Genomic DNA, 12,444 nt, shown 5'->3' with positions numbered 1-12,444 from the left:
CCACAAGTCCCCCAGAACTCTCGTGGAATGACGAAGCGTCAGCCCAACGACCATACCCACCGTGGGGGCCCCATGACGGGGTAATCGCGAGCGTCCCGGGTGGCTGTACGGGCGGGAGTTCGCGGCCGTGCCGTCAGGGCCCGGCCACCAGCCCAGCAGGAGGATTCCACGCAGAGTCCCGCCACGCCCCCGCCCGCCACGTCCGGGCCGTCGACCGGCGGTCTGGTCCGCTCCCGCGGGTCGATCGTTGCCGCCCGGGGTCGCAACGCCATCCCCTCGGACGGCGGCGGTACCGGCAAGAGCGACGGCAAGCTGCTGCCACCGACCGTGGCCTCCCCCAAGGAGGAGCGACGGTGACCCCTGTCGGCGTACAGGTCAAGGTGCACAAGCGTGTACAGGAAGCGCGCACAGCTCTAACGGTCTCGTGCTGTGGCGACTGTCGGATTGCGACCATGGTGTTGAGATCTCCGGTACTCGCGGAGCAACGGCCGCATCTCCGTGAGCGACATGGCAGAGAGTAACGAACCCGGGGAGATCGGCGCCCGATACGGACCTCGAGCGGTCAGCGGCAGATCGGGATGGCGTCCAACAGGAGGCCGTCGTCGTCACGGCGTGCTGACCGGGCTACCTCCGCGACTGCTGGCGGTAGCGACCGGGGGCCAGGCCGTGCTCTCGTTTGAACGCTTTGGCGAAGGCGAATTCGGAGGTGTATCCCGTGAGCTGGGCGACGGTCTGTACCGGCTTGTCGCTGTCGCGCAGCAGTTGCGCCGCCAGGGTCATCCGCCACCAGGTCAGATAGCCCAGCGGCGGTTTGCCGACCAGCGAGGTGAACCGGCGGGAGAAGGCCGCGCGCGACAGTCCGGCCTTCGCGCCCAGCGCTTCGACCGTCCACTGCCCGGCGGGTTCCTGGTGGATATGGCGCAGTGCTGCGGTGATCGCTGGATCGCGCAGTGTTGCGGCCCACCCGGTGGCCGGGCCGTCGTCGGTTTGCTCGTCGAGCCAGGCCCGCAGGATGTACAGCAGCATGATGTCCAGCAGGGCCGACACGACCGCTTCGGTTCCGTGGTCGGGATTGGCGATCTCCTCGCCGAGCAGGTTGACGGCAGCATGTAGCGGCGTGCGGTGGCCCAGACGTGCCGGAAGGTGGATGACCTCGGGCAGTTCCGCGAACAGTGGATGTGGCCGGGTCTGGTCGAGCGTGTATGCGCCGCACAGCAGGACCGTCGTGGCTCCCTCGCCGTCGTCGGCGCTCGGCGCTAGCTCCCGCAGGGAGGCCGAGGGTGCGCCTGTCAGGGACGTCGACGGGCTGTCGGCCAGAGCGTGTCCGCAGCCGTGCGGAAGGCACACCACATCGCCCACGCTCAGGGCGATCGCGGCGCCCGCCGGCGGGATCAGCCAGCAGGTCCCTTCCAGCACCACATGGAAGCCGGTCCCGGAGAACGGCTCGGCCCGCACTCCCCACGGAGCGCGCTTGCGGATTTCACTGGAATGCGGGCGCCCCGTACGCATGACGCCGATCGCATCGCTGAGTACGTCCATCGCCAGATCGTATCGCGAGACTGCCAAGCACGAGACGATCAGATATGAAACGGAGACGGTGAGCCATGGGGAGCGGCTCCTGACCTCCATACGCTGAGTGCGCCAAGCAGATTGACCGATCGGTCTACCAGAAGGGCAGGACATGAGTCTGTACACCGCCGTCGCGACCGCGACCGGCCGCGACGGCCGCGCCTTCAGTTCGGACGGCAAGTTGGACCTCGAGCTGGCCCTCCAGAAGGAGTTGGGCGGCACCGGCGACGGCACCAACCCTGAGCAGCTCTTCGCGGCGGGCTATGCGGCATGCTTCGCCACCTCCATGCAGTTGGTGGCGCAGAAGAAGAAGATCGACGTCTCGGGCATGTCGGTCACCGCCGAAGTCGGCCTCGTCCCCAACGGGCAGGGCGGCTTCCAGCTCGAAGTCAGCCTGCGTACGAAGCTACCGGACAGCCTGCCCCGGGAAGTCGGTCGCGGGCTCATCGAGGCCACCCACCAGGTTTGCCCGTACTCCAACGCCACGCGCGGCAACATCCCGGTCGAGCTGCTCGCCGAGTAACCGCCGCCCGCTAAACACCACCTGGACCGCAACCGCCACAGTCCGCGATCCAGGTGGCGTCGTTCTACCCGGTTGCCCCACGGCACGGGGCAACGCTGTCCTGTCTCAGATAAGTCTGGGCATGTCAGGGCCCTGAACTGCAGTGCCCAGACTCGGCTGAGACGCTGAGAGCCGATGCGTCTACTCAAGTCCGGGCATTCATGTCTCGGGATCGTCCTGGTGCGCATGCTGGCGGCCGGAGGGGCGATCGTAGACTCGCGCGCCATGGAAGAGATCTTCAGGCTCGGAGAGATCAGCTGCCCATCGGGGGCCCTGGTCATCGTTGACGGCGGTCATCTGGGGTTGTGGAGCGGAGAGCGGTCTCCGGCGGAGATCGATCCTGCTCTGCTTGGCGTTGACGACCCGGAGATGGCTGCCGAAGTGCTCAACTCGGTGGACTTTGCCGTGGTCGGCCCGGACGCCTCGGCAGCGGCCCGCAGCTTCGACCGGCAGCCAGGTGCCATGCTCCACGACATCCCGGACTCTCGGGCAGTGGAGCTTGGGAGGATGTTCCAAGAGCACTGCCTGGCCGCTGGTCTGGACGCTCGCTTGGAGGCGTTGCCGAACCGCGAACCACATGCCCAACGCGCGCGCCGCACTGCTGTTGAAGGCGGCGGTAGTTTCCTGATGTTCGGGGTGCCTGTCGTTGTGGTGGGAGGGGTGCCCAGCGATCATCATCTGCCGGTGCTCGCTTCGCGGGTCGACTTTGGAGACGGTGTCGGGCCGCGCTGGTCAGAGATATCGGTTCGGATGAGCAACGCCCCAGCGGAGTCATCTGTGCTGCTGGGTGACATCCGCGTCGACTGGGCCCGCGTGCTATTCGGCGATGCCGATGCCCTGAACGTCTGGCAGCACGACGAGCCCGTGGACGGCTTGGCCGACGTCGCGTTCTGGGGTGCTGCCGCAGAGGAAGCCGCCGCGACGTTCGCAGCTTCGGAACTGGGCGAACCCGGCGAGGATGGTGTCCGCGGGTGGACTGGGCTGGCCGTGGCGGAAGCGATGGAGAAGGCTCTCGCTGTGCAGAGCTGGAAGGAGGAGACCGGGCGCCGCATGATGGTGGACTTCCGGCCCCATTCCCATCACTGGCAGGTCATGCGACAGGTTCGCGCCTCTGAAGTCGAGGCCGGAACTGTGGATGTCGGCGATGCCCGACTGCTTTGTGCGATGACGAGCTGGGGCGACGGCTACTTCCCCGTGTCGGCCGACCTGGACGCGTCAGGTGTTGTGGTCGCGGTGCGGGTGAGATTCTCCGACGCGACTGAGTAGTCCTTTTGCCTCCGTGGAGGCCGGGGCGTTGACGGGCGACGCCCTGGGCTGAGCGAGACGACGGCGGCGTGGGTTGTCTCAGTTGGCGATGAGTGTGGCGATGCCTTCGAGGTTGCCGAGCCGATACTCGATCTCCGCGGCTGATGCCTTGACGGTCCTCGTGAGCATGAAGCAACACCTGGGCCACCAGCTCGACCAGATCAGCAACCGGCAACTGACCGAACGCATCAGCGAACTCACCGAGACAAACCGGCGACTCGAACGCGAACTGGCCCAACTCGGACCGCTGCAGGATCAGGTCCAACGACTCCAGAAGGATCTCGACGCGGCCCGCACCAGCCAGCGACAGCTGATCCGGGACGGAAATCAGCGCTAACCGGCCGACTATGCCCAGCCTGGCATCTCACGCATATGGGCCAGATGCCGGCCATCGTCACCCCGCTCGCAGCTCAGAGTGCGACCGGTCGGTATCTCAGGGCTTCGTCGACGATCTCCTCCGCAGAGGCATCCTAAGAAAAGATCAGGTCACTGACGTTTTCTCAGCGTTGATCATTTCCGGATGCCGTTGAGAACGATGGCGGCTCGGGCGATGTCGCCGACCCGCCTGGGGCTGAGCGTGACGTGCTGCAGAGTGCGCCACCGCTGCTTGAGCTCGGCTGCGGCGCGTTCCCCGAGGGCACGGATGCCTCTGATCAGGCTGTTGGTGGCGAGTGTGTCCGCGTGCAGGGTCTTTTCGGAGCGGCCCTTCGGACGCCGGACCGGGACAACGATGCCGATCCCCACGCCGATGTAGCCTTTGTCGGCGAGGGTGGGCAGGCCGTCGGCGGCGGCCTTGTACAGCGCGGGCAATGCGTGGATGCGTGCGGCGGTGATGTCGGGGGTGGAGCCGGGCTCGGCGTCGGAGACCCACAGCGGGGTGTCGTCCGGGGCGGACAAGAACTGCAGGTTGCCGCCGAAGGCTTTGTGTTTCTGGCTGAACCACAAGTCGTTGCCGTTGTCGCGGACTCCCGCGACGCGGTCGGACTCGATCAGCGTGCCGTCGAGGATCACGTGGGTCATGCCCTCGCGTCGGCAGCGGTCCAGGACCTGGTGGAGGTCCGGGGCCTGGGCGGCGAGGACATCGATGCCTTCGTGCAGATAGCGGTAGCCCGTGGCCTGGGAGACGCCGGCGTCGCGGCCAGGCAGTGGACGCATCCGCGCTCGCGGAACCAGCGCAGCACCAGCACGGCTTGGCGGAACGGGCCGAGCGCGCGGCTGCCGCGCGGAGTGCCAATTCGCCGCCGGTGCGTGGCCAGCAGACTGGACAGGTACTCCACGACATGGCGAGGGACGTCGAGCGTGGCAACGTAGATGACCAACGTGAGGCCTTTGGTGGTTACGGACACGATCTTGTGGTGAGACTTGTCCTACCAGGGGCTTTACGTCTGTTCGAGCCTGAGGCCCGCATACCCGATCCGCGCTGGATCGAGTGGCTCAAGCCTTCTCGGCGCGGATCGAGTAGGTGAGGGGAGTGCGGGGAGCGCCCTCGGGATGCCGGTAGATGTCGCCGTCGTGGCGCTCAAGCGACTGGCGTTGGAGGTAGAAGGTGTAGTCGTGCTCGTGAAGAAAATGGATCCGTAGCCCAACTCCGGCGATCGCCGAGACCACGGTCGACAGACTGTGCCGCCACTCGACTGTCTCGTTGGCCTCGGTTGTTGCCGCCTCATCGGCGTACGTACCGGGGCCTCCCGAGGCTTCCGGACCTTCATCGAAGTAGTCGTGTGTGACCGTGCTTCCGGTCCCGTCGTCGAGGACGAAGCTGAAGGGATGGAACTCCGCGAGGTACAGGTGTCCACCTGGGGCGAGCAGTTCGGCGACCACCGATGCCCAGCGACTGATGTCGGGAAGCCAGTTCAGCGCCCCGAAGCTGACGTAGACAATGTCGAAGGTCTCCCCCTCGACCGCTGAGACCGCGTTGTAGACGTCCGCGATCACGAAGCGTGCGTCGATGCCGAGATCGGTTGCGAATCGTGAAGCCGCTTCGATCGCGGGTGGAGAGAAGTCCAGCCCGGTGACCTGGGCTCCTCGTGCCGCCCACGACAGCGTGTCCCGGCCGAAGTGGCACTGCAGATGGATCAGGCGCTTGCCCCTGACATCCCCCACCTCGGCTGTCTCGAAGTCCTTGAGCGAATCGGGCCGGGCCCGGAACCCTTCCATGTCGTAGAAGTCCGCGCCCAGATGAATGGGCACCCGCTCGTCCCAGTACGCCTTGTTCAACTCCCGCCAGCGCCCTGCCAGGTCACCCATGAGTCCGGACGATACACGGAGGCGGGACTGGCCCACTACGCTGTCGGACTCGCCAACCAACCAGTGGCCATGTCCAGGTCGATCGGCTCTTGAAATCCCACTCCGGATGCGCGTATGGGGACAGCTCCGCCAACGCAGCGTTGATCTTCCGCGCCCGTCGACTGGCTCACGAGGGCGGCTGCCCAGGCAAGCTGCGGCGGGCGAGTTCGCGCCGGAGGTCGAGGTTCTCGCAGTATTGCCATCGCCTCCAACGAGGCGTTCACGGGCTGGTCCCGTGATGAGCCTGAAGACCACGTTCTGGGCCGGTCTCGGGGAGGCTTCACCACCAAGATCCACCTCGCGTGCGAACAAGGTCAACGGCGACTGTCGCTGCTGGTCACCGCTGGGCAACGAGGTGACAGCCCGCAATTCACGGCCATCCTGCAGGGCATACGGGTGCCTCGTCCCGGACCGGGACGGCCGCGCGTTCGCCCGCTGCGGGTGCGGGGCGACAAGGCCTATTCATCCCGAGCATGCCCAACCCCCGCTACACTCCCCACCGCCAGGCCGTTGACCAGGAGAAATACAGAAGTCCGGCTGGAGTGAGTACTCCATCCGTAGATCGTGATCACGGATGAGAAGGCCTCCCGTCCCGATAGCCTGCGGTGAGGCCGCCACGGCGGCTTCACCCCAATGGTAGGAAGGATGTGCCGTGATCCGTCCGGAGGTTGCTGACTTCACCGCCCTGGGCAAACTCCCGTCCGAGGACGGCGAGCCCGACGAGGCTCTTGAGGAGGCCGTCGAACGCGCGGGAGCTCTTCTGGATCTTATTGAGCGACCCGTGACCGATGAGGAGGCCCATGCCTTGGCGGACTGCTTCGGCGACGACGAATGCTTCGGCGTGGCCCCGGTCCTCCTGCATCTCATCGAGACGGCTCCTCACGCGCGTGAGGACCAGCCTGAAGCCGCTCGACGATGGCGCGATGGTCTGACGAGCCAGTAGTACTCCAGGCGTAGATCTTGATCTTCACGTCCGGGCGGCGGCTTGCCTGCGGTAATGGCACCGGCGTGCGCGGGCTCGGTGCTGGCGTCGCCAGTGTGACCAGCTCAGACGGTGTGCGAGGTCGTGGACCGGGCTGATCGGGGCCGCGAACAGGTGCTGGATTTCGTTGCTGGTCAAGGGGATCAGGCCGTTCGGGGTGGGTCGGTCGCGGCGTTCGGTGGCAGCGATGACGGCAAGGAAAGTGTGAGCGAGCATTGCGAGGGTGACCCAGCGGTGCCACGAGGTCCAGCGGCGGACCTGGTGCCCGTCCAGACCGGTCAGGCCCTTGCTGGCCTGGAACGTCTCCTCGGATGAGGACGGGGAGGGCGAGGAGTGAGCGCGAGGGTGCTGCTCGACGGTTACGCGCTGCCCTCGATCTCGGCCCGCAGCCGGGCGGCGAGGTCACAGCGCCGGACGTGCTCCCAGCGTTGCCGCACGCTGATCCAGACCGGAACCGACTCCTACCGGTTCCAGGGCCACCGAGGACGAACGCGGCACCAAAAACACCCGGTGAGCTTGTCCTCGAACGTCCGGGCCGGTCAGTTCAGCAGGGCAGCCGTGAACGTCTTGCGGTGGTTCACCAGCCAGGTCTGCATGCGGTCCCAGCGTTCCCATCCACCACGCTCGGCCAACGCCTGGAGATAGACGGGGTCTCCGTCGGCCACGCGGCGGGCGACGAAGGCCCGGCAGACCTCCGTGGCCTGCTCGATGACGCCGGGCAACTCGGCGCGGTCCCCCGCCGAGAGGCCGTAGCTGTCGGCAAGAATCCGCAGCCGTGCGGCCGCACCCAGCCCGGGGGGGGATAGAGAGCGGCCGCGGACTCGGGATCAAGCATCGGCATCCAATAGCGGGCGGTCATGGCGATGTCCCAGAGGGCACGGCCCGGGGCCGCCAAGTCGAAATCGATCAGGGCAGCGGCACAACCGTCGCGGAAGACGACGTTTTCCGGGCACACATCGTTGTGGCACAACATCGTTCCCCCCTCCGGGTCGGCGAGGTCCGGGGGCCACTCGGCGCGGGTGTCGACCGCGACGGCCGCGCTGGTCTCATGCAGACGCCGCAGCAGGCTCCCCACCGATTCGAGGGCAGAACTCGTCATCGCCCAGTCCGGGAACGGCGGCAGAGCCACGTCGCCAGGGATGAAAGTCAGTTGCTCACGGCCATCCGCGGTGAGACCGACAGGGGCCGGCGCCGCATCGAAGCCGTGCTCCTTCAGCGCAAGGAGATAGGCATGCAGGGCGCGCGCGTTGCGCGGTGCCGGTCGCTCCACCAACTCCCCCCGGCGGAAGACCGCCCCCGCGTTCACCATCCCGCCCACCAGCGCCTCGTCTTCAGCCGTCATGAGGATCACGCTAGCGCCAGATCGACCCCGCGCGGGCCGGGCTGCACACAACGTGGATCAACGCACGACGGAACGCGCGACGCGGAATCCCACGTCGTCGACCTGGAAAGTCGGGTGGCTGCGGCGCCGCGCGGAGGCCCGGCAACTCCAGTGCTCATCGAACCAACCACCGCCACGGAGCACCCGGTAGGCGCCATAGACTTCGGCGTCGTAGACGTCCCAGCACCAGTCCCAGACGTTGCCGAGCATGTCGTAAAGCCCCCACGAGTTGGGGCGTTTGCCGCCCACCTCGTGGATGCGCTCGTGTGAGTTTCCGCGGTACCAGCCGATCTCGTCGAGCTTCCCGTAGCGCGGCCCGGTCGTCCCGGCACGGCAGGCGTGCTCCCCCTCGGCTCACCGCGCGTCGCGTTCCCTGAGGACCGGGCTTGCCGTCGCCACGCTGGTCGGCGCGTGCACCCTCACGGTCGACGCCGCCGCCCCGGCGCAGGGCGCCACCTGCACCGGCTACGTCGGGCTCACCTTCGACGACGGCCCGTCCAGCAGCACGCCGGCCCTGCTCGACGTGCTCAGGCAGAACGGGTTGCGCGCCACGATGTTCAACGAGGGACGGTACGCCGCCGCCACCCCGACCCTGGTCCGCGCACAGGTCGCCGCCGGAATGTGGGTCGGCAACCACAGCTACACCCACCCCCACCTGACCCAGCTCAGCCAGTCACAAGTCGACTCGGAGATCTCCCGCACCCAGCAGGCCATCAGCAGCGCCGGAGGGGGCACACCCCGACTGTTCCGGCCGCCGTACGGGGAGACCAATGCGACGGTGCGGTCGGTCGCGGCCAAGTACGGCCTGACCCAGATCATCTGGGACGTCGACTCGCAGGACTGGAACGGGGCCAGTACCGACGCGATAGTCCAGGCCGCCGCACGGCTCACCAGCGGCCAGGTCATCCTCATGCACGACTGGGCCGCCAACACCCGCGCAGCGATACCGCGCATCGCGCAGGGGCTGGCGGCGCGCGGACTGTGCGCCGGCATGATCTCCCCACAGACCGGCCGCGCGGTGGCCCCGGCCTGACGGCCGAGGTCTGGAGCGCGGCTGGGGGGTGCCCCTATGCCTTTCGTCAAGCGATCGTGATGATGGCGGGCATGAGGGATGAGGTTGAGGGCCTGGGGCGTGAGAGCCGTCGGGGGTGGACGCCGCTGCACTTCGCGGCGGATGAACAGGATGCTGCTGCTGTCGGTTCTCTTCTGGAAGCGGGTGCGCGGGTGGATACCCCGGACGAGCAGGGCAATACGCCTTTGTGGCAAGCGGTGTTCACGTATCGAGGCGACGGCGCGGTGCTGTCCGCGCTGGTCAGTGCCGGTGCTGATCCGGACAGGGACAACGTTCACGGGGTGAGTCCGCGGCGTCTTGCCGAATGGCGAGTCGGTTCGGATGTCGCGGTGCATCTCGGGAGACGTCCTGCCTCGTAGCATTGTTTCTGCAGGTCAGATCGCCTTCGCGGGTTGGGGTTCGTAGAAGGTTCCGTCGCGGAGCATCGCGAAGAGGACGTCGGCCCGTCGTCGTGCGAGGCAGAGCAGGGCCTGGGTGTGATGCTTACCCTGGGCGATCTTCTTGTCGTAGTAGGTCCGGGATGCGGGGTCGGCCAGGGCAGCGAAGGCGGAGAGGAAGCCGCCGGACCTGGCGGAGCGCAGATCGAGCTGCTGCGAGCCCTTGCGGACGGGCCGCTCACCCCGCAACATGTGGCGGCGCGCCTTCGGGTCGCTCCTTCCACGGTGAGCAACCTGGTGAAGACCGCCCGCGCGGCCGGACTCGTCGACCGCGCCGTGGACCCGGACGACGCACGTGCCGCCCGGCTCAGCGCCACGGATGCCGCACGCGCCCTCCTGGCCCGTTACGACGCCGCCAGTGCACAGGCCCTGGCCCAGGTCATCGACGGCCTGCCGCCGGGCGACAAGGCCGCGCTGCGCGCCGCCCTGCCTGCTCTGTCCCGTCTCGCCGCGGGGCTCGGCGACACCGGCTGACGCGGTGCTCCGAGAGCGTGGAGGTGAGCCGGGGACGGCTGCTTGGCCGCGCCGACGGCGATGCCGCGGAGGCCGGCGGCGGTAAGGGCGCGAACGCTCCGATCGCGCGGGTGGGTGGTGGAGCGGTTCGACGAGGAGGGCCTTGTGCTGCGTGTACGTTGGTGAGCGGGGGTGATGTGCGTCGTAATTCGACGGCGCCCCCGAAGCCTCTCCTGGCCGAGAGGGCTGACGCGGTCGGCCCGTATCCGGCTCCGTGTCCGACCCCGACTTCGCGAGGCGCCGTGATCGAACCCCAGCCCGCAGGAACGGCTTTCGTGCGGCTCGACGCTCCACCGGCCCTCGCCGCCATCGGCATCGGCGTGCACGGCCAGGCCGGCCACGTGGACGAGTTCAAGCTGCCGGATCTGTGGCAGTTCCATCTCTACGACTACGAGGCCGACTTGACCGTGGGTGGCGTCGAGCACGCGATCCGCCCCGGCAATGTCAGCCTGGTACCTCCCGGAACACCGGTGCGCTACCGCTATCGGGGGCGCTCCGAGCACCTCTATGCCCATCTGCGGCTCGGGACGGGCGGGGAGCCCCGTGAAGTGGCGGAGGTTCAGCACGCGGGGGCGCAAGTCGCCACGCTGGAACGGCAGTTGCGACAGGCCCTGGCCGCCTGGCCGAACTCGCCCGCGCGGGCGGTGGCCGAGGTGTGGGCCGCGCTGTGGCGGGTGGCCGAGCTCGGCCCGCCCCGCGACCGGACCGCACACGCCGCCCATCCGGCGGTGGGCCTCGCGATGGCCCTGATCGAGGCGCGGCTCGCGGATCCGCTGACCGTGTCCGAGATCGCGAAGGAGGCCGGGGTGTCCCACAACCACCTGACCCGTCTGTTCCGCGCGGCCACCGGGCAGACGGTGATCGGCTACATCCGCTCCCGCAGGATGACGCGGGCCCGCCACCTGCTGCGGGCCAGCACACTGTCCATCCCCGCCGTCGCCGCCACCGTGGGCATCCCGGATCTGCAGGCGTTCAACAAGGCCTGCCGCCGTGAACTCGGCGCGTCCCCGCGCGCCGTTCGGGCCCGCCTCACTTGATGGTGAGAATTGACCAGTAGACAGTGAACACGACCCACGCGTTCTGTCCGGGCCGCTCCTAGCGTGAAGGCCATGGAGGAAACAGAGAAGAAGACCTCAGGGACAAACAGGCAGCTGCTCAGTTCGGTGCAGATGGCCCGCTTCGTGGCCCGTGGAGCCGTGCGCCTCGACGCGGTGGTTCCGCCCGAGATGAACGCGGAGGCGCTGCACGTACTGGCGGCTGGGGTGCCGGAGGTACCGTACGGAACACCGCTCTCCAAGGCCTTCGCCCAGGGGTCGTTCGTCGACCGGTTGCTCGAACTGCCGCAGGTGGCAGGGGCGTTGCACAGCCTGGTCGGGCCGGGGCCGTCCGTCGACCACCACGCCGTGCACACCCGTGAGCCGCACGAGGGACAGGCCCAGCCGCTGCACGCGGACGCCATCATCGACGTACGCCCTGACGCGTTCGACGTCCAGCTCATGTACTACCCGCAGGAGGTCACCCTGGAGATGGGCGGCACGCTCAGCGTGCCCGGCAGCCATCTGCGGCGCATCAACGAGACCGACACCGGCCGCTACCAGAATCTGCGAGGCCAGGACCGGCTGGTCTGCCCGGCCGGGACCGTGGTGTTCCTGCACCACGGAATCTGGCACGGCGGCCGCCGCAACGACAGCGACATCCTCCGCTACATGTTCAAGATCCGCTTCAACCCGCAGGTGCGCCAGCGGCTCCTGTGGGACACGACGGACCTCGACGATCCGCAGGTGCGCACGGAACTGGACGCGCACTTCCCGTGGTACGAGCAGGCGACCGGCCGCCTGGAGCGCTACAACCGCGTCCTGCTGTGGCGCGAACTGACCGGTGACGACGCCTTCGACCTCGACCACTGGGTGACCAGGGTCAGCAACCGCCCTCAGGAGCCCGTCGCATGACCACCGCCACGACGCCCCCCACCTCGACGCTGCGGCAGCAGGTCCTGGTGCTGTACCTGGCCACCTCCGCCCTGGACTCCTGGGTCGTGGGCTGGTCCCGCTACGACGGGACCGGCCGCACCACCCCGACCTCGGGCGACAGCGACGAGCCGCCCTACGAGACCGGAGTGGCGGCACTCCTCGACGGCTGGCGACTGATCCAGGCGTCCCAGCTCATCCCGCCGTCCCCGGGCCACGAGTACGACGTCTCCTTCCTCAAGCACGAGTTCTTCTTCGAGCGGATCGTGGACGCCGCATAGACGCGGTCATGACCGGGCCTCGCCACCGCGTGCGGTGAGCGGGCCTTGGTCGAACTGCCTCGATTTCCCTCAGGTCGGCCCTCCCCATT

At 68.0% G+C, this 12,444-nt stretch carries 12 protein-coding genes and 6 pseudogenes; 11 read left to right on the top strand and 7 right to left on the bottom strand.

Annotated elements, in window-relative coordinates:
- Nucleotides 1–624: 624 nt before the first annotated feature.
- On the bottom strand, nucleotides 625–1,539 hold the full coding sequence (locus ACZ7M2_RS51385; protein WP_471601200.1) for an AraC family transcriptional regulator: 915 nt from the start codon (nucleotides 1,537–1,539) through the stop codon (nucleotides 625–627).
- A gap of 142 nt (nucleotides 1,540–1,681) precedes the next feature.
- Between ACZ7M2_RS51385 and ACZ7M2_RS51380 the strand changes: the two genes are divergently transcribed.
- The 3 genes from ACZ7M2_RS51380 to ACZ7M2_RS51370 all read left to right on the top strand — a co-directional run bounded on the left by ACZ7M2_RS51380 (nucleotide 1,682) and on the right by ACZ7M2_RS51370 (nucleotide 3,773).
- A complete protein-coding gene (locus ACZ7M2_RS51380) occupies nucleotides 1,682–2,092 on the top strand; it encodes an organic hydroperoxide resistance protein (protein WP_471601199.1) in 411 nt (136 codons plus the stop codon).
- Between the two features lie 264 nt (nucleotides 2,093–2,356).
- Entirely contained in the window at nucleotides 2,357–3,397 is a 1,041-nt protein-coding gene (locus tag ACZ7M2_RS51375; RefSeq protein ID WP_471601198.1) for a hypothetical protein, read from the top strand.
- A gap of 166 nt (nucleotides 3,398–3,563) precedes the next feature.
- Nucleotides 3,564–3,773: a hypothetical protein gene (locus tag ACZ7M2_RS51370; protein ID WP_471601197.1), complete on the top strand. Its 210-nt coding sequence runs from the start codon at nucleotides 3,564–3,566 to the stop codon at nucleotides 3,771–3,773.
- A 173-nt stretch (nucleotides 3,774–3,946) separates the two neighbouring features.
- On the opposite strand, the pseudogene ACZ7M2_RS51365 reads toward ACZ7M2_RS51370, so the two are convergent.
- Together ACZ7M2_RS51365 and ACZ7M2_RS51360 are read right to left on the bottom strand one after the other, a co-directional pair.
- Nucleotides 3,947–4,755 (bottom strand): annotated as a pseudogene (locus ACZ7M2_RS51365) (transposase family protein).
- Between the two features lie 115 nt (nucleotides 4,756–4,870).
- Nucleotides 4,871–5,683, bottom strand: a complete 813-nt coding sequence (locus ACZ7M2_RS51360; RefSeq protein ID WP_471601196.1) for a class I SAM-dependent methyltransferase — start codon at nucleotides 5,681–5,683, stop codon at nucleotides 4,871–4,873.
- Between the two features lie 288 nt (nucleotides 5,684–5,971).
- Here ACZ7M2_RS51360 and ACZ7M2_RS51355 point away from each other — a divergent pair.
- A pseudogene (locus ACZ7M2_RS51355) lies at nucleotides 5,972–6,193 on the top strand (IS5 family transposase); the annotation flags it as partial.
- 181 nt (nucleotides 6,194–6,374) lie between these two features.
- Entirely contained in the window at nucleotides 6,375–6,665 is a 291-nt protein-coding gene (locus ACZ7M2_RS51350; RefSeq protein ID WP_471601195.1) for a hypothetical protein, read from the top strand.
- A 24-nt stretch (nucleotides 6,666–6,689) separates the two neighbouring features.
- On the opposite strand, the pseudogene ACZ7M2_RS51345 reads toward ACZ7M2_RS51350, so the two are convergent.
- From ACZ7M2_RS51345 to ACZ7M2_RS51335, 3 pseudogenes are all read right to left on the bottom strand, one after another.
- Nucleotides 6,690–7,013, bottom strand: a pseudogene (locus ACZ7M2_RS51345) (IS701 family transposase); the annotation flags it as partial.
- A 230-nt stretch (nucleotides 7,014–7,243) separates the two neighbouring features.
- Nucleotides 7,244–8,046, bottom strand: a pseudogene (locus tag ACZ7M2_RS51340) (aminoglycoside phosphotransferase family protein).
- 57 nt (nucleotides 8,047–8,103) lie between these two features.
- Nucleotides 8,104–8,439: pseudogene (locus tag ACZ7M2_RS51335) on the bottom strand (formylglycine-generating enzyme family protein); the annotation flags it as partial.
- A 19-nt stretch (nucleotides 8,440–8,458) separates the two neighbouring features.
- Between ACZ7M2_RS51335 and ACZ7M2_RS51330 the strand changes: the two are divergent.
- Nucleotides 8,459–9,118, top strand: coding sequence for a polysaccharide deacetylase family protein (locus tag ACZ7M2_RS51330; protein WP_471601201.1), 660 nt, complete (start codon nucleotides 8,459–8,461; stop codon nucleotides 9,116–9,118).
- A 71-nt stretch (nucleotides 9,119–9,189) separates the two neighbouring features.
- On the top strand, nucleotides 9,190–9,516 hold the full coding sequence (locus tag ACZ7M2_RS51325) for an ankyrin repeat domain-containing protein (protein WP_471601194.1): 327 nt from the start codon (nucleotides 9,190–9,192) through the stop codon (nucleotides 9,514–9,516).
- Between the two features lie 15 nt (nucleotides 9,517–9,531).
- On the opposite strand, the pseudogene ACZ7M2_RS51320 reads toward ACZ7M2_RS51325, so the two are convergent.
- Nucleotides 9,532–9,783 (bottom strand): annotated as a pseudogene (locus ACZ7M2_RS51320) (IS110 family transposase); the annotation flags it as partial.
- 3 nt (nucleotides 9,784–9,786) lie between these two features.
- Between ACZ7M2_RS51320 and ACZ7M2_RS51315 the strand changes: the two are divergent.
- From ACZ7M2_RS51315 to ACZ7M2_RS51300, 4 genes are all read left to right on the top strand, one after another.
- The gene (locus ACZ7M2_RS51315) at nucleotides 9,787–10,068 is read left to right on the top strand and encodes a MarR family winged helix-turn-helix transcriptional regulator (protein WP_471601193.1); all 282 of its coding nucleotides are present in this window, start codon (nucleotides 9,787–9,789) and stop codon (nucleotides 10,066–10,068) included.
- A 314-nt stretch (nucleotides 10,069–10,382) separates the two neighbouring features.
- A complete protein-coding gene (locus ACZ7M2_RS51310; protein ID WP_471601192.1) occupies nucleotides 10,383–11,144 on the top strand; it encodes a helix-turn-helix domain-containing protein in 762 nt (253 codons plus the stop codon).
- A gap of 72 nt (nucleotides 11,145–11,216) precedes the next feature.
- Nucleotides 11,217–12,056, top strand: coding sequence for a phytanoyl-CoA dioxygenase family protein (locus ACZ7M2_RS51305; RefSeq protein WP_471601191.1), 840 nt, complete (start codon nucleotides 11,217–11,219; stop codon nucleotides 12,054–12,056).
- Entirely contained in the window at nucleotides 12,053–12,355 is a 303-nt protein-coding gene (locus tag ACZ7M2_RS51300; protein WP_471601190.1) for a hypothetical protein, read from the top strand. The genes ACZ7M2_RS51305 and ACZ7M2_RS51300 overlap by 4 nt, the downstream gene beginning before the upstream one ends.
- Nucleotides 12,356–12,444 lie beyond the last annotated feature (89 nt).

Source organism: Streptomyces sp. NPDC111507, from assembly GCF_055638955.1.
Note: the sequence above shows the minus strand (reverse complement) of the source record. Positions and strands in the feature narration are given on the sequence as shown.